Origin of the sequence: Mesorhizobium denitrificans (assembly GCF_003403035.1) — a bacterium.
Taxonomy (GTDB): Bacteria; Pseudomonadota; Alphaproteobacteria; order Rhizobiales; family Rhizobiaceae; genus Mesorhizobium_G; species Mesorhizobium_G denitrificans.
This window is the reverse complement of sequence record NZ_QURN01000010.1, coordinates 38,515-60,096: the sequence shown is the minus strand read 5'-3', so window position 1 is coordinate 60,096 and position 21,582 is coordinate 38,515. Positions and strand designations below refer to the sequence as shown.

Sequence of the window (21,582 nt, the reverse complement as noted above, 5' to 3'; positions counted from 1 at the left end):
CCTCAGTTCGGTCGGTTCGCTGAACGCGGCGCATAGCGCGACAGGAATTGGATCATTGCCATGCAGCCCCATGTCAACGCGAACGCGATGATAGCGAGCGCGGCTGGCTCATATGCGCGGTTCGCGCCGAGGTTCTGCATATAAGGCCCGAAGGCCGGACGGTTGAGCAGCGAGGCCATCGTAAATTCGCCGATGACAATCGCGAAGGTAAGGAACGCACCGGACAAAACGGCAATGAGCACGTTCGGCAGGATGACCCGAGCAATAATGGTGGTCCACCCTGCGCCAAGAATCTGCGCAGCTTCCGTCAGCGTCGGCACATCCACTGTTCGTAGGCCCGTATCCACGGCCCGATACATGTAGGGCAGCGAAAGCACCGCATAGCCGATGACCAGCAAGACATTCGTACCGCCTGTCGTACCCAGGAAAGGCAGCATCGAATTGGAGCCATACATGCGGATGTATCCAAACACGATCACGATTGCCGGGATGACCAATGGCAGGAGCGTGACGAATTCGATCACCGGCCTGAGATAGGGCATGCGCAGCCTGACCCAATATGCGGTCGGCACCACGATCAACACGCCGAGCAGAATGGTGAAGATTGCGGCGAGCACTGAGTAGGTGAAGGTTTGCTGGAAACGCGGATCACCAAACACATTGTTGAAAACGCCGAAGCTGTATCCCTGTCCAAAGAGCGAAAAAACGGGATTGTTTCGCTGACGCATAGAGAATTCCAGCGTCGCGATGAGCGGAACCAGAAAATAGGTCGCCCCGATTGCGAATGTGAGCCATGCCCACCAGGCGCCGCCCTTCCTCATTTGAGCCACCGTTCTGAACGTGTGCGGAACCAGATGTAGAATGTGTTGGCAACGCCAGTGATGAAGATCATCCCGAATGCAAGCGCGTAGCCAAGATGCGGGTCGTTCAGAACGTCGCCGCGAATTTGCGCATAGAGCAGGATCGGTACGATATTCAGCGAGGAACCCGTAAATGCGTATGCCGTGGCGATGGCGCCAAAGGCGTTCGCAAACAGAAGGATGACCGTGCCGAGGAAGCTCGGCCAAAGAACCGGAATGAGAACCATGCGCCAGAACTGCCACGGCGTTGCGCCGAGCGTCGCTGCTGCCTCACCCCATTCCTTGCGCAAGCCATCCAGCGCCGGCGTGATGATAACCACCATCAGCGGGATCTGGAAATAGAGATAGACGAGGATCAGACCATAGCTGCTGAGCAGGTTGAAGCCGGTCGTATAAAGATTGAGCCCGAAAACATCGCGCAGGATTATGGTGACAAGTCCCAGCCGTCCGAGCGTCGATATGAAAGCGAAAGCCAGTGGTACACCGGCGAAATTGGAAGCGACGCCTGAGAAGGTCATGGTCGCTGAACGCACCCAGTTAGGCAAACCGCCGCGCACGATTGCCAGCGCGATTGCGAGGCCGACTAGCGCACCAAGGACAGCAGACCAAAAACTGATCTTGATCGACACCCAGTAGGAAGCGCGAATCGAGGGGTCGAGGAAAAGCTGGCGGATGTTCGCAAGCGTGAACTGGCCATCTGAATTCTGAAACGCTCCAATGATGAGATACATCGTTGGCAGGACCAGAAACAGAACTGCAAACAGAAAAAACGGCGTTACGCCCAGCCATTGCGTCGGCAGGCGCGTTTTGCTGACAGCGGGCGTGGCCATTGTAGCGACGTTGGTTTGCTCGGTCATTTGCTCACGCTCAGTTGCGAAAAATGATCCGGGCGGCTTGTGGCCGCCCGGTTGATATGTCGCTTACTGAACGTTTGCGCCGACGACGCTATCCCAATTCTTGGTGATGGCGTCCTTCATGGCAGCCTGTTCATCCAAGGTCGGGAATACGGCAGCCTCATACGCTGCGGCTGGCGGCATCTTGTCTAGCATTTCCTGCGGGATCTTGCCGTTCTTGGCGAGATCGTTGAAGCGGATCGGGTGGCAATAACCCTTCAGCCAACCGAGCTGACCTTCGTCCGAATAGAGATGCTCCATCCAGAGCTTCGCAGCGTTCGGATGCGGCGCATAAGCGCTGATCGCCTGAACGTAAACGCCGGCGACAACACCGGTCTTCGGCACAATCACGTCGACTGGCGGGTTGCCAGCAAGCGTGTCACGACCACCGAGAGCATTATAGTCCCAGGTGATGAGGATAGGGGACTGACCCTGAGCCAAAGTAGCTGCCTTACCAATGACCGGAACGAAGTTGCCCTTGGCGTTCAGCTCCTTGAAGAAGTCGAGGCCCTTCGTGCCGCCTTCTGCACCGGCTGCGCCGCCGGCAGAGAGACCTGCAGCGTAAACGCCGAGGATGGCCTGGTTGGAAGCGCGCGGATCGCCAGCGAGAGCGACGCCGTTCTTGTATTCGTCCTTGAGCAGATCGGACCAATCCTGCGGTGCGTTCGGCACCAGATCCTTGTTCACCATGAAGGAAAGCACGCCGTAATAGTCGCCGTACCAGTAACCATCAGCGTCCTTGGCATTTTCAGGAATCGAATCCCAGGTCGAAACCTTGTAGGGCTGGATCAGGCCATCAGCCTTGGCCGACGGGCCGAAAGAGAGACCAACGTCGATCACGTCCGGTGCCTGCGGACCCTTGTTGTCCTTGTTTGCCTTGATGGCTTCGATCTCATCGCCTGAACCAGCGTCGGGGTTGAGTTCGTTCACTGTGATTTCAGGATACTTAGCCTTGAAAGCATCAATGACCGCGCCATAGCCGCACCAGTCATGGGGCAGAGCGATCGTGGTGAGTTGGCCTTCCTTCTTCGCAGCATCAATCAGTTCAGCGGATTGAGCGTTTGCGAGTGAACTTGTCACCAGCAGCGTTGCTGCGGTGAGGGAAAGGATTTTCCCTGTAATTTTCAGCATGAGTGTTCTCCGTTGGACTTTGGCATCTTGGACGCCTGTTATCGTTGTTATGCTTGTCTCGTGACAGTTGGATGAACCATCCGGTCTCGCTACATTCTGTTTAATGAAGCGCCTTTCCGGCAAGGTTGCAATGTGTTTGGATTGTTGTTCGGCTATCTACTCCCAAATTGCCAGATGTCATTTTCGTATTATTGATTGGCGAGTCAATAAAAGAGTTTGGAGAGGCCGAAGCCTCCCCAGATCAACCCTCGCCAAGCGAGGCGTTAAGAAGCGACAGCGCACCCTTTTTGGTAAGCTTGATCGGGTTGCCGCCAGCGGTCGGATCGACCACTGCCATATCTGCGATAAGCGCTTTGCGCTTGTTGTCCATGTGCAGATCTTTGATAAGCCCTTGAAGCGTATTAGGAACTTTCAGTTCCTTGCGCAGCTTGAGAACGGCTTTGCTGAACCCGTCAAAGCCGCCTTTGATGCCGCAATAGGCAGCCAGACGAGCGATTCGCTCTTCAATGACCTCGCGATTGAAGGCAAGCACGTAGGGCATGAACACAGCGTTGGTCATGCCGTGATGAGTGTCATATAGCGCGCCAACTGGATGCGAGAGCGAGTGAATCGCGCCCAAACCTTTCTGGAATGCTGTTGCACCCATCGCGGCGGCGCTCATCATATTCGCGCGCGCGGTAATGTCCTTTCCATTGGCAAAGGCTTTGGGAAGGTTTTCGAAGACGAGTCGAATGCCTTCGACCGCGATACCGTCAGCCAAGGGATGATAGCCCGGCGCACAATAGGCTTCGAGACAGTGAGCCAGCGCGTCCATGCCGGTGCCAGCGGTGATGAAGGGCGGCATGCCGACCGAAAGCTCCGGGTCCGCGATAACGATGGCTGGCATCATTTTCGGGTGGAAAATAACTTTCTTGGTGTGAGTCGCCTCATGTGTAATGACGGCAGCGCGCCCAACTTCCGAACCTGTTCCAGCAGTTGTGGGAATGGCGATAATCGGAGCGATCTTGTCCGCGTCGGCGCGAGTCCACCAATCGCCGACGTCTTCGAAATCCCAGACCGGGCGCGTCTGCTTGGCCTGAAATGCGATCAGCTTGCCAAGGTCGAGCGCTGAGCCGCCGCCGAATGCAATGACGCCATCGTGTTTGCCCTTAAGATAAACTGCTACGCCGGCTTCCAAATTCGATTCCACAGGATTCGGGCGCACCTCGGAAAAGACACCGTAAGGAATCTTCGCATCGTCAAGCAGCTTGAGCGTTTTTGGCACGACCGGCAGCTTGGCTAATCCGGGGTCGGTCACGAACAGCGGTTTTTTGATGCCGACAGCTTCCAGCACCTCCGGCAGTTCAGCGATGCGCCCTGCGCCGAAGCGCACCGTCGTAGGGTAATTCCATTTGGCAGCGAGTTTGCTCATGATCAGATCCGAATTCTTGCTTGCGTGAGTTACCCCTCATCCGCCGGCCGGCGTCTTCTCTCTTGTGGGAAAAGGTGCCAGCCGGCGGATGAGGGTGATTTGCTCAAAGTTAGATTTTTTCTCTCAGGTGATAGCTCTTGGGGCGCGTGAGATTGTCGTAGCCGATTGCCGAAAGAGCCGCACCCTTTCCGGTCTCTTTCACGCCAGTCCAGACAAGTGCGGGATCGAGATAATCGCAGCGGTTCATGAATACCGTGCCGGTCTCGATCTGATCGCCGATCTTAACAGCGTGTTCGGTATCCGCCGTCCAGACCGAAGCGGTCAGGCCATACTGGCTGTCGTTCATCAGCGCGACGGCTTCATCATCGTTGCGCACCTTCATTATGCCAACGATCGGGCCGAAGCTCTCCTCGCGCATGACGCTCATCTGATGGTTGACGTTGGTGAGCACTTCGGCAGGAAGGTAGGGCGAGCCTTCGCGGTTGCGGTCGTCCTTCGTGTTCATGTGGGCGGTTGCACCCTTGCGCAGGGCCTCGGCCTTTTGTTCGCGGATAAGGTCCGCGAAGCGCGCCTGCGCCATTGGTCCCATCGTGGTCGCTTTATCAAGCGGATTGCCCAGAGCGTAGGACTTCGTCTCTGCGACAAAGCCCTCGACAAATTCGTCATAGACTTTCTCGTGCACATAGATCCGCTCGATACCGCAGCAGCACTGGCCCGAATTGAAGAATGCGCCTTCGACCAGGTTTGCTACCGCATGGTCCATCTTCGCATCGGGCAAAACGTAAGCGGGGTCTTTGCCGCCGAGTTCGAGACCAAGTGTCATGAACGTGCCTGCCGCCGCCTTTTCGATAGCGCGACCGCCGCCGACCGAGCCCGTGAAATTCACATGGTCGATCTTGCCGGAGCCTAGCAGTTTTTCCGTCTGCGCATGGTTCAGAACGATGTTCTGGAACACGCCTTTAGGCAGCCCGGCGGCCTCGAACGCCTTGGCGAAGCGCTCGCCTACGAGCAAGGTCTGTGCGGCGTGCTTGAGGATAACGGTGGAACCGGCGATCAGCGCCGGGACAATGGTGTTGACCGCGGTGAGATAAGGATAGTTCCACGGCGCAATGACCATCACGACGCCAAGCGGTTCCTTTTTCACATAGCGGCGGAAGCCATCTTTCGGGTTCGACGCCATGACCGGTTTGAGCGCCTGCTCCGCGATCTCAACCATATAGTTCGTGCGTTCTTTGACGCCGCCGAACTCGCCTCCGTAGCGGATGGGACGACCCATCTGCCAGGCCAGTTCGGGCACGATCTCGTCGCTCATGCCAACCAGGGCTTCGAGCATCTTGAGAGCGTATTTGCAGCGTTCGGCAATGGACAAAGCTGCCCATGCGGGCTGCGCCGCGCGCGCTGCTTCCACTGCCTTGTTCAATTGAGCATCGGTGGCGACGGGACGCTCGACATAAACCGAGCCGTCAACCGGCGTAATGAGCTTGACCGTTTCGGACAATTTCTTCCTCGTTCCTGTCTATGTTTTTCGTACTGGCGATTAGTAGCGCTCGAAGCCGCGGTGCAATTCCCAATCGGTGATGCGGCGGTCGTATTCGAATTGCTCCCAGCGTGCAGTATGCACGTAATGCTCGATGACATCTTCGCCAAAAGCGGCTTTCAGCATCTTCGATTTCGCCATTGTTTCGGTGGCTTCGCGAAGTGTCTTGGGGATTTCCGGCAAGCGGGAAGCCATATAGGCATCACCCACGAACGGCTTTTGCAATTCCAGCTTTTCATCGATACCGGCCAGACCCGCTGCGATGAGCGCAGCAAAGGCGAGGTAGGGATTGAGATCCGCGCCACCGATGCGGCATTCCATGCGGATGGCCTTCGTGCCTTCGCCGCAAAGACGGAACCCCGCCGTGCGATTATCCTCGCTCCACATGATCTTTGTGGGAGCAAATGTGCCAGATTGGAAGCGCTTGTAGGAATTGATGTAGGGCGCGAGGAACCAGGTAAATTCCTTGGCATATTTGAGTTGGCCCGCGCTCCATTGCTGGCCGAGTTTCGAAAGCGTCCACGGCTGGCTTTTGTCGAAGAACAGCGGTGTCTTGCCGTCCGCGCTCCATAGCGAATTGTGGATGTGGCTGGAGTTGCCGGCCAGACCGTAATTGTACTTGGCCATGAAGGTGACGGCCTTGCCTTCCTGATCGGCAATTTCCTTTGCGCCGTTTTTCAGGAAGACGTGACGGTCAGCCATTTCTAGCGCTTCGGCATAGCGCACATTGATTTCTTCCTGTCCTGGTCCCCACTCACCCTTTGAATTTTCAATCGGGATTCCGGCAGCCTGCATCTCGTTGCGCAGCCTGCGCATGTAGCCTTCTTCCTTGGTGGTGATGCCAATCTGATAGTCACCGATATAGGGCGAGGCGGAGTTCAAATTCTGCCAGTGCTTGGCGCGCGCCGAGTCATATGTCTCAGTCAGCAGGTAGAATTCCAGTTCGGAAGCGAAGTAGCCGATATAGCCACGCTCCTTGAGAAGTTCGACCTGCCTGCGCAGGATAGCGCGCGGCGAATGCGGCAAGTCCTTGTGGTGATGGTGGTCCTGAATGTCGCAAATTACCAGCGCGGTTTTTTCCAGCCAGGGTACGCGGCGCATGGTGTTAAGATCGGGCTTCAGAACGAAATCGCCATAGCCCTGGCTCCAGCTTGCGGCCTTATAGCCGGGCACTGGCTCCATATCGATATCGAGCGCCAGCAGATAATTGCAGCCATGCGTCTCATCGGAGGCGGATTCCGCAAAGAATGAGGCTAGAAAGCGCTTGCCGAAAAGGCGGCCTTGCATGTCGACACCGCATGCCAGCACCGTATCGATGTCGCCTGCGGCGATTGCTTTCTTAAGGTCTTCAAAAGATAAACTTGCGGACATTCAGCGAACTCCCGGTTCCCGTCATTTTTTAAAAAAAGACTATGGCGGGCGTTGGCCCGCCACAGTCGGATCAAGAATTTACTTGCCAGTTTCGCCGACAGCCCGCTCGGCAGCGGCGATTTCGGCAGCGCGCTTCGCAACCTCATCACCGATGGGCGGGCCACGGAAACGGCGCGCCTCGAAGCCGAACCAGACGATGCCGGTGACGACGAGGAACCCGACAGTGATATACAGCGCCCAATCGTTTGGCGGCTGAATGCCGAGCACGAAGATCAAGATCATCGCGAGAATCGACAGAACGGCGAACAGCTTGAAGACGCCTTCGCCGAGGTCCCACGGACCCATCTTGTCCCACTTCGAGGTGCCCCAAGTGAGCAGACCCAGCGCGATCGGGATCGTGAAGGAGAAGAATAGGAAGATGACCGTGCAGGCGACGACGATGGTGTAGACCGGCGTATCGCCGATCGAGACCAGCGACGAACCCCAGACGAACAGCACTGCCAGGATCGAGCCCGTCCAGATCGCCGCCACAGGCGTGCGGTAGGTTGGGCTGACCTTGGCCAGCGCTTTCGAAGCGGGCAGGCCGCCATCGCGCGAGAAGGCGAAGATCATGCGCGACACCGACGTGACGGTCGCCAGACCGCACAGCCACTGCGCCGCGAGGATGGCAAGGTAGAGCAGGTCCTTTATGACTGGATGAACCTGTTGCTCCATCGCCCAGAAGAACACGTTCCAGCCCTGCGCCGCTGCCTCGTCCATGCTAGGCAGCATAAGGACGAACGAGCAGAGCATGATGTAGCCGAACAGCGCCGACCACAGCACCGAACTGACCATGGCGCGGGGAACGTTATGCGCTGCCTTCAGGGTTTCCTCCGACGTGTGCGCCGAAGCGTCATAGCCGGTGATGGTATAGATCGGCAGCAAAAGGCCGAGCAGGAAGACCCAGGTCGAGGAGTTTGTTGGCCACACATTGGCGCCGGCTTCTCCGGAATAGTTGGCGAAGGTGAACAGGCGCCCGATCTCGAAGCTGTCGGCGGCGGCAAGGCACACGATCGCCAGGATGATCGAGGTCGCGAAGATCAGATAGCCGGAGAAATCGGTGAGCTTGGCGGTGAGGCCGATGCCCATGTGGTTTACCAGCGCCTGAACGCCGGTGATGATCACCAGGAAGATGATACGCACCGTCGTCGTGTCTTCCAGCCCGAAATAGGGCGTGCCGAACGAACCCATGAAGAAATAGTAGGTGCCGACGTTGATCGCACCGAGAACCGTGACGAGGCCGAGCAGGTTGAACCACGCGGTGAGCCAACCGGTGAAGCGGTTGCCGAGGATCGAGCCCCAGTGATAGAGGCCGCCCGCCGTTGGATAGGCCGAGCTGATCTGCGCCATGGCGACAGCGAACACCAGCGAAACGAAGCAGCCGATCGGCCAGCCGATGCCGATCGCCGCGCCGCCCGCTCCGGACGTCGCCTGCGCCAGCGAATTGATGCCGCCGGAAAGAATGCAGATAATCGAGAAGGAGACGGCGAAGTTGGAAAATGAACTCATGCGCCTTTCGAGTTCCTGCGCATAGCCCATGCCGTGGAGGACCTTCATGTCCTCATGCTTGTCTTTTTCGGAATAACCCGGTGCTGCCATAACGTTCCCCTTTTGGCTTTAGTCCGTTGTCCCAATCACTCGAGGCGCGCTTGTCGACGCTTTTGGTCTCTCGATAGTCTTCGTCTCGCCGGATTCTTCCGGCCCCAATATTTCCGCAAGCCGCTTTGCCCACCTCGATTGAGCGGCTTCGTTTTGAATTTCATCATTTCGAATTTCGATCATTACGCAGGCGAGGCCATGTGCACGCCCATGCCTCTCCAGCGTGAAGTAAACGCGATCCGCCGGCGAATATGGTTCATTGTCGCCAACGACGATGTCATCGCCTCGTTGCAGTTCCAGAATAAGCGGCGTTGAGAGACGCAAGTCTTCGTCGTGAAGAATGCCGATATGCCAGGGCCGGGAAACGCCTTTATACACGGGCGTGAAAGAGTGAATGGAAACAAGGTTTGTTTCTCTGCCTTGCGAAAGGCGCGTTTCGACCAGTTCGTCAATTGCCGTGTGAAACGGATCGTAAGCCAGAGCCACGCGCTCGGCACGCTGAGCCTTATTGAGATTTTGATTTCCCGGAATGGGCGTCGTTTCGCTGACCTCCCAGATCAGGTCCGGCGCATCTAGCGGACGATTACAGTCGATGATCAAACGTGAAATGCCGGATTCGATCAGTGGCGCGTCCATCAATTCGGACATCATCTGCGCAACGGGCGCTGCGCCCGGATCCCAGGCGATATGCTTCGTGAGGTCGTCTTTTTTCAGACCGAGTGTGCCGAACTCAGCAGGCACGAAATTTGAGGCGTGATCGCAGATAAGTACGAAGGGACTCGTGCCATGCCTGTTCGAAACTCGAACGGACTCGAACGCCTGATCTGCGTTCATTTGCTCCATATGGCTCCCTCGGGCCTTGTAACGAATGATACGTATCGTTCAAAAAATTGTCATTATGGATGAATTCATACAAATTTTCTGCCATTGTCAAACGTGTTTTTTAGCCGTTTGCGGATTCATAACAGAATGCGAAGGGGAAGGGGCATGGAACCTAGCGTTGCAGAGCGTATAGCGGACCGCATCGACCAGATGCCGGCGGGTGAGCGCCGCGCTGCGCAGACGCTAATTGCGAACTATCCGTTGATCGGGCTGCGAACGGTGGCGGAGTTTGCGCAGCAGGCCGAAGTTTCCTCGCCCACGATCCTGCGATTTGTCGCGCGCCTGGGCTTCCAGAACTATCCTGATTTTCAAGCCGCGCTGCAGGCGGAACTCGCCGCACAGTTGCAGTCGCCACTTTCGCGAACTGTGATGCCGACCAAGGTGGCGCCTGCCGAGGCGGCGACCATTGTGGATTCTGCCGTCGAAAACATACGCGAGACGTTCCAGCATATTTCCGCCAAGCAATTTTCTGCGGTGGCGACGCGCCTGTCCGATCCGCGAAGCAGGCTTTACCTTTCAGGCGGGCGTTTCAGCGATCCGATTGCGCGCTATCTGGCGGCGCATCTCGCGCTGTTGCGGCCGGGCGTCGTGCATCTTGCAGGGCAGGAAAGCACATGGCGCGACAAGCTGGCAGACATGGGCAAGAAGGATTGTCTGGTGGCTTTCGACATACGCCGATATCAGACCGGCCTTGCTGACTTCGCTGAAAAGGCCGCGCGCCGGGGAGTCACCATCATTCTGTTCACCGATCAATGGGTTTCGCCTATCGCCCGTTTTGCGCGACATGTCATTTCAGCGCGCACGGCGTCTCCCTCAGCATGGGATTCGTCTGCCGCGCTGTTTGTTCTGGCGGAAACGCTGATTGATGCAGTGACACGCGAGCGCGCGGACCAAGGGGCAAAGCGAATGCAGGACATTGAATCTCTGCGGTAAGCCTCTGTTACGCGAATAACAATTTCGTTTGTTACAGAATTTTAAGGTGCCGCTAGGGTGCCCTTGCCATAAAGGTGATCGCTATCCTCTAGCGGGTTTGGCGCGCTGGGCTATGATTGATTAACGGCCCGCATCAAAGCCGCGCTAAGGCAGAAATGATCTGGAGTTTGCATGGCCGCCTGGAAGCAACTGGTTTTGGCGCTGGCGATATTGATTGCCGCGGGCGTGCTTTGGTTCTTTTTCTTCCCCGGTGCAAAGCAGACATTGGCTGGACTTGGGTTCAACGTAGGAACTGTTGAAAACGCTGCCCGCGGGTCCGGTTCCGGTAACGGCAATGGTTCAGGCGGACAACGCGGACCGAGCGAAGTGATAGCCGCTGCGGTAACTTCCGCGACAATCAATGACAGGCTTTCCGCTATCGGCACAGGGCAAGCGAATGCGTCGGTGGTGGTCAATCCGTTTGTGGCGGGCCGCATTGTTGGGATCAGCGTTCAGCCGGGCGGCAAGGTTGATGTTGGAACGATGTTGGCGAAGCTCGATTCCGACTCCGAGGAAATCGCACTTGACCGCGCAAACCTTTCCGTCGAGGACGCAACGACGAAACTGGAACGTGTGCGCGCGCTTCGCACGACGAACACGGCCACGGCAGTCCAGTTTGCAGATGCCGAAATCGTGCTCAGCAATGCCAAGCTGGAACAGCGCAACGCCGAATTGGCGCTGGCCCGTCGCTCTGTGCGTTCTCCGATCGCGGGCATTGTGGGCATTCTGCCGATTGAGGTCGGGGACTATGTTACCACCCAGACGCCTATCGCGACGATCGATGATCGCTCCAGCATCAAGGTCGATTTCTGGGTGCCTGAACGTTTTGCCAGTGAGATCGTTGTGGGCCAACCCGTGAGTGCTTCGCCGGTAGCACGACCCGGCGATATACTGGAAGGCAAGATCACTGCTGTCGATAACAGGCTGGATCAGACGAGCCGCACGATGCAGGTGCAGGCGACGATCCAGAATAAGGATGACCGCCTGCGCGCGGGCATGTCGTTTCAAGTGACCATGAAATTTCCGGGCGATACATATCCGGCGGTCGAACCGCTTGCGATCCAATGGGGATCGGACGGCGCATTCGTCTGGGTCGTGCGCGATGGCAAGGGTGAGCGCGTTCCGGTTCGCATCGTTCAGCGCAACACCGAAACGGTGCTGGTTCAGGGCAATGTCACCGAAGGCGAGATGGTCGTAACACAGGGCGTCCATCTGGTGAGACAGGGCAGCGCTTTGCGTATCGCGGGGCGTGACACGAGCGCGAACGGCAACGCGACCGTTGTGAGCGGCGGCTGAAATGTCTGCTTCCGCCAACACGAACGAGAACGATATCACCGCACTTTTCGTGCGGCGCCCGGTGCTCGCCTTCGTTTTGAATATGTTGATTATCGTGGCGGGCCTTGCCGCCTTTTACGGCGTCGAGATTCGCGAATTGCCGGATGTGGATCGTCCCGTCATTACGGTAACAACACAATATGACGGCGCGGCCGCAGAGACGGTGGACAGGGAATTGACCGATGTGATCGAAGGCGCTGTTTCGCGCGTCTCCGGTGTCAAGTCCATCTCATCCAGTTCGTCTTACGGGCGCAGTCAGGTGACGGTTGAGTTCAACGATGGCGTGGACTTGAACGTCGCCGCCTCGGATATGCGCGATGCTGTCAGCCGCGTAACCAATAATCTGCCGGACACCGCAGATGCACCGCGCATCGTGAAAGCGGATGCGAATTCCAGCCCGGTGATGCGGCTTGCCGTGACATCCGACACCATGTCGGTCGAAGACATGACGGTGCTGGTCGAGGATCAGGTCGTTGACGAACTGGCTGCGGTTCCCGGCGTGGCCGATGTGCAGGTTTTCGGCGACCGCGAGAAGATATTCCGCATCGACATCGATCAATCGAAGCTCGCGAGCCTTGGCCGAACGGTCGCGGATATTCGCAATGCGCTTGCGTCGATATCGCTCACTACGCCGGCTGGGTCGATCACCACGACCAATCAGGACATTGTGGTTCGCACCACTGCTGATGTGAACACGCCGGAAGCATTCGAGGCTTTGCTGATCGGCAAGAATGTGCGCTTGGGCGATGTGGCAACCGTCACGCTTGGGCCGGACCCGAGTGCCGCATCGTCCCTGCGCTCGGATGGCAAAACCGGCATCGGCCTTGGCATAATCCGCGCAGCAGAGTCGAACACACTAGATATTTCCGAAGGCGTTCGGCGTGTAACCGGCGAAATCCAGAAGAATTTGCCGGAAGGCATGACCATTCGCGTTACCAGCGACGACGCGACGTTTGTCGATGGCGCTATCCACGAGGTGGAAATTGCGCTCGGTCTGTCGGTATCGATTGTGTTGCTGGTGATCTTCCTGTTCCTACTCGACTGGCGCGCGACGCTTATCCCCGCGATGGCAATGCCCGTTGCGCTTATCGGTGTTATCGCCGCGATCTATCTGGCGGGCTTTTCCATCAACATCCTCACGCTGCTTGCGCTTGTTTTGGCGACCGGCCTCGTGGTGGACGATGCAATCGTTGTGCTCGAAAACATTGTGCGGCGACGCAATGAGGGTATGGGTCCGCGCGCGGCGGCTGTGCTCGGCACGCGTGAAGTGTTTTTTGCAGTCGTAGCGACCACCGCGACACTGGTTGCCGTCTTTGTTCCACTGTCGTTCCTGCCCGGACAGACCGGCGGATTGTTCCGTGAGTTCGGTTTTGTGCTGGCTATGTCGGTGATGCTTTCTTGCGTGGTTGCCCTTTCGCTCTGCCCCATGCTCGCATCGCGCATGTTGAAACCGCATTCGGGTGAGCATCATGGACTTGGCGGGCGCATCGGCGGCTGGCTTGCGCGCCTTTATCGGCGGTGTCTGGTTGCCTGTCTCAATGCACCGCTGATCGTTTTGCTCGTTTCGATCCTTTTTGCTGCGGGAGCGGCGTTAGCCTTTGGTATCGTGCGCCAGGAGTTGACGCCATTGGAAGACCGTTCCGTGGTGCTGTTGCGTATACAAGCGCCGCAGGGCGTAAGCCTCGATTACACGACTGCGCAGATGCGCGAGATTGAGAAACTGATCCAGCCATTGCGCGACTCCGGTGAGATTGTGACTACCTTCGCCAATGCGGGGCAGGGCGGCTCAGTCAACAATGGCTTTATGGTGATGACGCTTGCGCCGTGGGGCGAGCGCACGCGCACACAGCAGCAGATTGCCGCCGAGATCAACCAGCTTGTGAAGCAGGTGCCGGGCGTGCGCGCGACGCCGTTTCAGCCAAATAGTCTCGGCATTCGCGGCGCGGGCAGCGGCCTGCAATTTGCCATCGTGGCGAACAGCTATGCTAAAGCGAATGAGGCAGCGGCAAAGATACTGGCCGAAATGGAGAAAGACCCGCGGTTCCAGCAGCCTCGGCTTTCCAACGATGCAACGCAGCCGCAATTGCGTGTGCGTATCGACCGCGAGCGCGCGGCCGATCTTGGCATAGACATTACCGGTCTGGCCGAAGGTGTGCAGGCAGTGCTGGATGGGCGCGAGATCGCCGATGTGTTCATCGAAGACAGAAGCTATCCAGTAAAGCTGCTTTCTACGACCAATCCGATCAACGATCCGACCGACCTGGAAAATGTGTTCCTGAAGACGTCGGACGGGCGTTTCGTGCCGCTGGCGACCATCGCTTCGCTTGAAGAAATTGCTGTGCCGCCGACCCTGACGCGCGAGCAACAATTGCGTTCCGTGGCGATAACTTCGAACCTCGCCGACAATTTTGCGCTTGGCGATGCGTATAAAGACGTGCAGCGCATTTCAGAGTCGCTCCTTCCGGCGGGCAGCTACATCATTCCCTTGGCGGAAGCTGCGACCTTGGGCGAAACGTCCACCGGCATGCTGGCGGTTTTCGGCTTCGCGCTGGTGATTATCCTGCTCGTGCTTGCCGCACAGTTCGAGAGTTTCGTCAGCGCCATCATCATTATGGCGACGGTGCCGCTCGGGCTCGCCTGCGCGATCTATGCTTTGCTGCTGACCAATACGAGCCTGAACGCCTATAGCCAGATCGGGCTGGTGTTGCTCGTCGGGGTCATGGCCAAGAACGGCATCCTGATCGTCGAGTTTGCAAATCAGTTGCGCGACAAGGGTGTGGCGCTGCGCCAAGCAATCGAAGAAGCAGCGACGATCCGCCTTCGCCCGGTGATGATGACCATGATTTGTACGGTTCTTGGTGGCCTGCCGCTGGTGCTGGCATCCGGTGCCGGAGCGGAGGCACGCATCGCACTTGGCTGGGTGATTGTGGGCGGGCTCGGCATGGCGACGCTCTCGACGCTGTTCTTAACGCCGGTTGCCTATCTCCTGCTTGGGCGCTTTGTAACTCCGAAGGTTGAAGAAGAGGCGCGGCTCAAGCGCGAGCTTGAGGAGGCGGCCTATACAGGCATGGATCCGGCTGAATAAAATGCGCGGGTGACAATGCGGGCTGCAGCCTCTATCAGTCACGCCTCGAAAAAGATGAGAGACCGCGTGAATGCTTGAACCCGTATCCTTCGAGTTGGCCGAAACGATGGTGGGGCAAGAGGTCGGCGTTTCGCCTTGGCGCACCGTCACCCAGACAATGATCGATCAGTTCGCCGATGCGACAGACGATCACCAGTTTATCCATTGCGACCCTGAGCGTGCGGCGCGGGAGACGCAATTCGGCGGCACCATCGCACATGGTTTTCTGACGCTTTCGCTTCTCTCGGCCATGACCTTCGACGCTGTGCGACCGTTGGCCGGGGCGAGCATAGGCGTCAATCAGGGCTTCGACCGTGTGCGCTTTGTTGCGCCGGTTAAAACGGGTGCGCGCATCCGCGCTCGCTTCGTTCTGACCAAGCTCTATGCACGGCCTTCCGGCTGGATTGAAACCGTTCATGAAGTGACAGTGGAGCTTGAGGGATCACCAAAGCCGGCACTCACCGCGACGTGGCTGACACTGGCTTTCGTAGAACCTCCTGCTGATCCTGCCTGATGTGTGCTTGACGCGGCGTAGCCGATTGCCCAATAACGCGGCAGAAACAACTCTGGCGAGCATTTTCAATCCATGTCCCGACGCTTTGAAGGCATGACCGTGCTGCTTACGGGCGCGACCGGCGGGTTTGGGTGCCGCTCCGCCGAGCGTTTCGCGGCAGAAGGTGCGCGGCTGGTGCTGTCGGATCTGGATGAAAAGCCGCTGCAGGAACTGGCATCGCGACTGGATTGCGAGACGGAAATACTGGCGGGCGACATTACTGACGAGAAGCTTTCCGAGGCATTGGTCAAGCTGGCGCTTTCCAAATTCGGCCAGCTCGATGTTGCGCTCAACAATGCGGGCATAGTGCACAGCTTTGTTAGTCTGGCGAATTTGCCCACCGAAGAAGCACGCCGTGTGATCGACGTGAACCTGCTCGGCGTGTTCTATGCGATGAAATATCAGCTTCCGGCTATGTCGCGGCAGTTTCGCGAAACCAAACGGCCGGGCGCGGTGGTGAATATCGGTTCGTCCGCAGGTTTAAGCGCTGCGCCCAAAATGGCGCTTTATGCCGCTGCCAAGCATGGCGTGATCGGGCTGACCAAAACGGCCGCGATTGAATATGCGAGCAAGGGTATTCGCGTGAATGCGGTTTGCCCCTCTTATGCACGCACGCCGATGGCGCAATCCTTTTTGAAGATCACCAAGGCATCCGAAGAAGCCGCCTATGCCGAGCTGACCCGCAGCGTTCCGATGAAGCGGCTGGCGGAGGTTGATGAGGTTGTCGAAGCGATCATGTTTGCCGCCGATCCGAAGAATTCGTTCATGACCGGCGCGTCGATTCCGGTCGATGGCGGTGTTTCCGCAATTTAATTTTCGGTCGTTATGCTACAGAGTGGCTCCCGAACAGGAGTGCCCCACTTGCCCGAAGTAGCCATCATCGTTGAATTTGAAACTTTGGAGGGGGCCGAGCCGGAGTTCCTTCGCATAATGCAGGACCACGCGCAGCGTACGCTTGATGAGGAAGAAGGTTGCCTGCGTTTCGAGGTCTATAAGCCCATCGATGAGGATGGTGCGCCAATTCCGAACCGCGTCATGATCGATGAACTTTATGCCGATCAAGCGGCTGTCGAGTCGCATCATCTCAACCCGCGCATGTCCGCGTTTCGGCTGATTGTCGATCCGCTGTTGAAGTCACGCAAGCGGCTTGTGGCGCGCGCAATTGCCGAGCGCGAAATGGAGCAAGGCATTCTGCCCTCTGAACTAAACGCCGCCAACGACGACTAATTACAACTGGCGGACTCGTTTACGTTCGTTTTTTTTGCACCCCTCATCCGCCTGCCGGTGTTGGCAGGCGGATGAGGGGTAATGGCAAGTCAGCCAAGGCTGGCACGTCAATCGATGACGCTATTATTTCTTAGGCTTTGCCGGCCTGCGTTTGGGCTCGCCGGGGATGGATGTCGAAATCGCGGAAATGGGATCACTGGCCGGGAAAGTGTCCTCCAGCGCTTCTTCCAGTTGGTCGTCGGCTTCCTGCTTGGCGTTCGCGGCTTCCTTCGTCGCGCGCTGTTCGCGCTCAAGGGATCGAACGGCAGGGGACTTCTTTTGCGGAGGCTTGCTCATAACGATCTGGCTCGCGACAATTCGTGTTGTCGCGATGCTACCGCCAGTTGCGCTTTGCCTCAAGCGGCCGCGTCGTGTGCTGCTTCGCCGAGGAATTCGAAAACATAATCGGAGAATGACCGCCAGCACTCGACACGGAAGGCATCCGGCGCGGTGCGCAACAGCACAATTTCCACTTTGCCGAGAATGGTGCGAGTTGCCGCTCCAACCGGGAATACTGCGAGAGACAAGTCCTGCGGGCAGCCCGCACTGAGCGTTGCCTCTGCGCCGGAACCTGTAACGGCCAGCGCGACGTTGCGGTGAGAAATGTCGACCGCCGAATGCAAAGCCTTGACCGGCGCACAATCCGCTACCGGCGATTTTCCTGCCTCGTCAATAACCAGCCACTCATCCGGGCCGAGCCACAACGCCGTACGCCCACCCTTGGACGCGGAGGTCTTGGGCTTCGTTGGCAGGGTCAAGCCCAGCGCCTTCGACAGAGCCGAAACGGAACCGGCAGGTGCGCGCAACGAGATGCGTTCGGCGGGCGGCAGAACCGCAACCCGAACGGCAGCGGCTGCGATTTCGCGTCCCGCCAATGCGGGACGGCGCTCTGCAACCGCGCCTGATTTAGTGCTTGCCTTAGCCATTGAGCCGTTCTCCCTTCTCGTCGAAGAACACGGTGCTGCCAATTTCGACCTCGATAACGCCTTTGGGCATCGGGACGAACAGAGTTTGACCCATCCGGTCGCGACCGCCAGCGACCAGCGCGAGCGCGATGGAGCGGCCACAATTCTCCGACCAATAGCTGGAGGTGACGTGGCCAATCATTTTCATCGGGACCGGCTGGTTGGCGTCCGCGACGATCTGCGCGCCTTCTTCCAGCACGATCTTCGGGTCTTTCGTCAGCAGGCCGACAAGCTGCTTGCGACCGGGCGCCACAAGGTCGGGGCGCTTCATGCCGCGAATGCCCACGAAATCCGTCTTCTTCTTGCCGATTGCCCAGTCCAGACCGGCGTCGTTGCAAGTAACAGTGCCGTCCGTGTCCTGCCCGACGATGATGTAACCCTTTTCCGCACGCAGAACGTGCATGGCTTCGGTGCCATAGGCGCAAGCGCCATATTTGCGACCCTCTGCCCATAGCGCTTCCCAAACGGACTGGCCGTAATCGGCGGGCACGTTGACTTCAAAACCGCGGTCGCCGGTGAAGGACATGCGGAACAGCCGCGTTGGCACGCCACAAATCTTGCCCTCGCGCACGGACATATGCGGCATGCCTTCGTCGGAAAGGTCAATGCCTTCCAGCAACGGTGCGATGATGTCACGCGAGTTCGGACCTTGCACGGCGATGACAGCCCATTGCTCCGTGATCGAGGTCAGCCACACATTGAGATGCGGGAACTCGGTCTGGAGATAATCCTCCATGTGGTTCATCACGCGCGGCGCGCCACCGGTCGTGGTGGTGACATGGAAACGATCCGGAGCCAGTCGCCCGACAACGCCATCGTCATAGATAAAGCCGTCTTCGCGCAGCATGATGCCATAGCGGCAACGGCCCGGCTCAAGCTTTTCCCACGGGTTGGTATAGAGCAGTTCCATGAACTTTGCCGCGTCGGGACCAACAACCTCGATCTTGCCTAGCGTCGAAGCATCGAACATGCCAGCTGCCTTGCGTACGGTGACGCATTCGCGGTCGACGGCCTTGTGCATGTCTTCTCCCGCTTCGGGGAAATACCATGCGCGCTTCCACTGGCCGACATCTTCGAACACCGCGCCATGCGCCTCCGCCCAAGGGTGGATCGGCGTCTTGCGGGTGGGGTCGAACAGATTGCCGCGCGCGTGGTTGACGATGGCGCCGAACGTGACCGGCGTGTAGGGCGCGCGGAACGTGGTGAGGCCGACTTGCGGGATCGGCTTGCTGAGCGTTTCCGCTGCAATGGCGAGGCCATGCATGTTGGAGGTCTTGCCCTGATCGGTTGCCATACCGTTTGTGGTGAAGCGCTTCACGTGCTCGATGGAGCGCATGCCCTCATGCACCGCCTGGCGAATGTCCTTGGCGGTAACATCGTTCTGAAAATCAATGAACGCCTTGACCGTAGTACCGGGACCGGGAGCGGCACCGAGCATACCGCCCGTCCAGCCTTCCTGAGCCTTGATTGTAATCTTCAAAGTCTTGCCGGGCTTTCCGGCTGCATCGCTGCCTGCCTGAATGGCTTCAGCAATCGTCGCTTCCAGACCGTCCGTTCCCGCACAAGCGCCTACTGAAACGCAATCCTGTGCGTAGGTTCCCGGCAGGAAGCGCTGGGTATCGGCGTCGAACGCGACCTTGCCGCGCGACTGCGAAAACAGATGCACCGAAGGCGTCCATCCAGCCGAAACGAGCAGGGCATCACATTCAATGGTGCGGCTGGCGCCGCCCGTTTTGGGCTCGACCATGACAGAAGAAACACGGAGCTTGCCGTTTGCCTTGACAACAGCGCGTCCGGGCAGAATTTCAATGCCGAGCGAGCGCGCTTCATCGACTGCCGCACCGCTTGGCGCGTCGCGCACGTCGATGATTGCAGCGACATTCACGCCCGCTTTCTTGAGATCGATGGCCGCGAAATAGGCGGAATCGTTTGCCGTGTAGACAGCGACATTGCGACCGACGGCCACACCATAATGGTTGAGATAGGTGCGTGCCGCCGAGGCCAGCATAATGCCGGGACGGTCATTGTCGGCAAACACCATATGCCGCTCGATTGCGCCGGTTGCGATAACCACGCGCTTGGCGCGCACCTGCCACAGCCGCTCGCGCGGTGCCGTGCGATCCGGGCTGGCGAGGTGATCAGTGGCGCGCTCGGTCAGGGCGACGAAATTCTGCGCGTAATAGCCGAACGCGGTCGTGCGCGGCAGCAGCCGGACATTCGGCATTGCTGCCAGTTTGGCCGCTGTTGCTTGCGCCCAGGACCAGCCATCCTGACCGTCGATCTGCGCACCTTTTTCAAAATGCAGCGCGCCGCCGAACTCGGCCTGCTCATCGCAGAGAATGACGCTCGCGCCAGCCTGCGCCGCTGCAACTGCTGCGGTTAGGCCCGCAGCCCCACCACCGACAACCAGAACGTCACAATGCGCGAAGCGCGAGGAGTAGTGGTCCGGGTCGGGCTGATCCGGCGAAACGCCAAGCCCGGCGGCGGAACGAATATTGGGCTCGTAGAAGCTCTTCCAAGCCGATTTCGGCCACATGAACGTCTTGTAGTAAAAGCCCGCCGAGAAAAAGGGCGAGGCGAGATCGTTCACCGCGCCGACATCGAAAGCCAGCGACGGCCAGCGATTTTGTGAGTTTGCGGCCAGGCCGTCATAAAGCTCCTGCACGGTTGCGCGCACGTTAGGCGTGCGGCGTGCTGCGTCCCGCTCTACAGAAACGAGTGCGTTGGGCTCTTCTGCACCGGCGGAAAGAATGCCGCGTGGACGGTGGTATTTGAACGACCGTCCGACCAGATGGATGCCGTTTGCCAAAAGGGCAGACGCCAGCGTGTCGCCCTCAAGGCCGGTATAATGCTTGCCGTCGAAGGTGAAGCGGGCGGTGCGTGCAGGCGTCAGGCGGCCTGCATTGCCTATACGATAAGTTCCGGCCATTATGCGTCTCCCTTTCTGGAGCGCGGCTTGGCCGCCGCTTTCGGTTTTGCGGGCGCAGTTTTTGCCGGTTCGCTTACAAGCAAAGGTTTTGGCTCGCCAGCCTTATATGTCATCAGGAATTTGTCGCTGACAGTGTCGCGCACTGCATTGAAGAAACGCGCGCAGCCATGAATATGCCGCCAGCGCTCATAGATAATGCCCTTGGGGTTCGTGCGGATGAAGAAAAATTCCTCGAAGTCCTGATCGGAAACATCGGCAAGATGTGATGAGCGCACGACATGCGCTTCGCCAGCGTTGCGGAACTCGAGTTCCGGTAGCTCTTCCTCACAATATGGGCAGCGGATCAGAAGCATTAGATTTGAACCTTGGTTGCAGCGGTTGCGGCATCGCCGGTGTTTGGTGTCCCGGCGGGCTCTATCAACAGAAGGTGGGTTTCTTCCTCCGCGACCGGGCAATGTTCGACCCCCTTGGGCACGACATACATTTCGCCGGGCCCAAGGACGACATCGCCATCCCGCAACTTGATCGTAAGTCTGCCCTTCAGCACGAGAAAGAAATCGTCAGTGTCCGGGTGCGAATGCCAGTTGAATTCGCCCTTTACCTTCGCGACCATAACGTCATTGCCGTTGAAGTCGGCGACGATCTTCGGCGACCAGTGTTCGGAGAAAAGCGCGAGCTTTTCGTTGAGGTTCACAGTCCTGCTCATCACGAAACC

Annotated in this window: 19 protein-coding genes; 6 read left to right on the top strand and 13 right to left on the bottom strand. The window is 58.1% G+C overall.

The genetic code is table 11. The annotated features are described in order from the left end of the window. Positions 1–2: 2 nt before the first annotated feature. From DY251_RS13825 to DY251_RS13790, 8 genes are all read right to left on the bottom strand, one after another. Complete coding sequence (locus DY251_RS13825) at positions 3–821, bottom strand: ABC transporter permease (RefSeq protein WP_116624505.1); 819 nt, start codon at positions 819–821, stop codon at positions 3–5. Beyond that, on the bottom strand, positions 818–1,717 hold the full coding sequence (locus DY251_RS13820) for an ABC transporter permease (protein ID WP_116624504.1): 900 nt from the start codon (positions 1,715–1,717) through the stop codon (positions 818–820). The genes DY251_RS13825 and DY251_RS13820 overlap by 4 nt, the downstream gene beginning before the upstream one ends. 63 nt (positions 1,718–1,780) lie before the next feature. Beyond that, positions 1,781–2,884, bottom strand: a complete 1,104-nt coding sequence (locus tag DY251_RS13815; protein ID WP_116624503.1) for an ABC transporter substrate-binding protein — start codon at positions 2,882–2,884, stop codon at positions 1,781–1,783. 241 nt (positions 2,885–3,125) lie between these two features. Beyond that, complete coding sequence (locus DY251_RS13810) at positions 3,126–4,295, bottom strand: iron-containing alcohol dehydrogenase (RefSeq protein ID WP_116624502.1); 1,170 nt, start codon at positions 4,293–4,295, stop codon at positions 3,126–3,128. 109 nt (positions 4,296–4,404) lie between these two features. Continuing rightward, the gene (locus DY251_RS13805) at positions 4,405–5,793 is read right to left on the bottom strand and encodes an aldehyde dehydrogenase family protein (RefSeq protein WP_116624501.1); all 1,389 of its coding nucleotides are present in this window, start codon (positions 5,791–5,793) and stop codon (positions 4,405–4,407) included. Positions 5,794–5,832: 39 nt separating this feature from the next. Beyond that, the gene (locus tag DY251_RS13800; protein WP_116624500.1) at positions 5,833–7,203 is read right to left on the bottom strand and encodes a glutamine synthetase family protein; all 1,371 of its coding nucleotides are present in this window, start codon (positions 7,201–7,203) and stop codon (positions 5,833–5,835) included. A gap of 78 nt (positions 7,204–7,281) precedes the next feature. Further along, on the bottom strand, positions 7,282–8,841 hold the full coding sequence (locus DY251_RS13795) for an amino acid permease (RefSeq protein ID WP_116624499.1): 1,560 nt from the start codon (positions 8,839–8,841) through the stop codon (positions 7,282–7,284). An 18-nt stretch (positions 8,842–8,859) separates the two neighbouring features. Next, positions 8,860–9,675 (bottom strand): N-formylglutamate amidohydrolase, encoded by an 816-nt coding sequence (locus DY251_RS13790; RefSeq protein WP_425373301.1) that lies wholly within the window; start codon positions 9,673–9,675, stop codon positions 8,860–8,862. Between the two features lie 153 nt (positions 9,676–9,828). Here DY251_RS13790 and DY251_RS13785 point away from each other — a divergent pair, with 153 nt between their 5' ends. The 6 genes from DY251_RS13785 to DY251_RS13760 all read left to right on the top strand — a co-directional run bounded on the left by DY251_RS13785 (position 9,829) and on the right by DY251_RS13760 (position 16,934). Then, the gene (locus DY251_RS13785; RefSeq protein ID WP_116624497.1) at positions 9,829–10,656 is read left to right on the top strand and encodes a MurR/RpiR family transcriptional regulator; all 828 of its coding nucleotides are present in this window, start codon (positions 9,829–9,831) and stop codon (positions 10,654–10,656) included. A gap of 171 nt (positions 10,657–10,827) precedes the next feature. Next, positions 10,828–11,991: an efflux RND transporter periplasmic adaptor subunit gene (locus tag DY251_RS13780; RefSeq protein WP_116624496.1), complete on the top strand. Its 1,164-nt coding sequence runs from the start codon at positions 10,828–10,830 to the stop codon at positions 11,989–11,991. Position 11,992: 1 nt separating this feature from the next. After that, entirely contained in the window at positions 11,993–15,115 is a 3,123-nt protein-coding gene (locus DY251_RS13775) for an efflux RND transporter permease subunit (protein WP_116624495.1), read from the top strand. Positions 15,116–15,185: 70 nt separating this feature from the next. Then, entirely contained in the window at positions 15,186–15,668 is a 483-nt protein-coding gene (locus tag DY251_RS13770) for a MaoC family dehydratase (RefSeq protein WP_116624494.1), read from the top strand. 72 nt (positions 15,669–15,740) lie between these two features. Next, positions 15,741–16,520: an SDR family NAD(P)-dependent oxidoreductase gene (locus tag DY251_RS13765; RefSeq protein ID WP_116624493.1), complete on the top strand. Its 780-nt coding sequence runs from the start codon at positions 15,741–15,743 to the stop codon at positions 16,518–16,520. Positions 16,521–16,568: 48 nt separating this feature from the next. After that, a complete protein-coding gene (locus tag DY251_RS13760; protein ID WP_116624492.1) occupies positions 16,569–16,934 on the top strand; it encodes a putative quinol monooxygenase in 366 nt (121 codons plus the stop codon). A 123-nt stretch (positions 16,935–17,057) separates the two neighbouring features. On the opposite strand, the gene DY251_RS13755 is transcribed toward DY251_RS13760, so the two are convergent. From DY251_RS13755 to DY251_RS13735, 5 genes are read right to left on the bottom strand one after another with little or no spacing between them, the layout of a single operon-like run. Next, the gene (locus DY251_RS13755) at positions 17,058–17,270 is read right to left on the bottom strand and encodes a hypothetical protein (protein ID WP_116624491.1); all 213 of its coding nucleotides are present in this window, start codon (positions 17,268–17,270) and stop codon (positions 17,058–17,060) included. Positions 17,271–17,329: 59 nt separating this feature from the next. Beyond that, positions 17,330–17,899, bottom strand: coding sequence for a sarcosine oxidase subunit gamma (locus DY251_RS13750; RefSeq protein WP_116624490.1), 570 nt, complete (start codon positions 17,897–17,899; stop codon positions 17,330–17,332). Further along, on the bottom strand, positions 17,892–20,867 hold the full coding sequence (locus DY251_RS13745; RefSeq protein WP_116624489.1) for a sarcosine oxidase subunit alpha: 2,976 nt from the start codon (positions 20,865–20,867) through the stop codon (positions 17,892–17,894). The genes DY251_RS13750 and DY251_RS13745 overlap by 8 nt, the downstream gene beginning before the upstream one ends. Further along, on the bottom strand, positions 20,867–21,220 hold the full coding sequence (locus tag DY251_RS13740; RefSeq protein ID WP_116624488.1) for a sarcosine oxidase subunit delta: 354 nt from the start codon (positions 21,218–21,220) through the stop codon (positions 20,867–20,869). Before DY251_RS13740 ends, DY251_RS13745 begins: the two co-directional genes overlap by 1 nt. Then, a complete protein-coding gene (locus tag DY251_RS13735; RefSeq protein WP_116624487.1) occupies positions 21,220–21,573 on the bottom strand; it encodes a cupin domain-containing protein in 354 nt (117 codons plus the stop codon). The genes DY251_RS13740 and DY251_RS13735 overlap by 1 nt, the downstream gene beginning before the upstream one ends. Positions 21,574–21,582 lie beyond the last annotated feature (9 nt).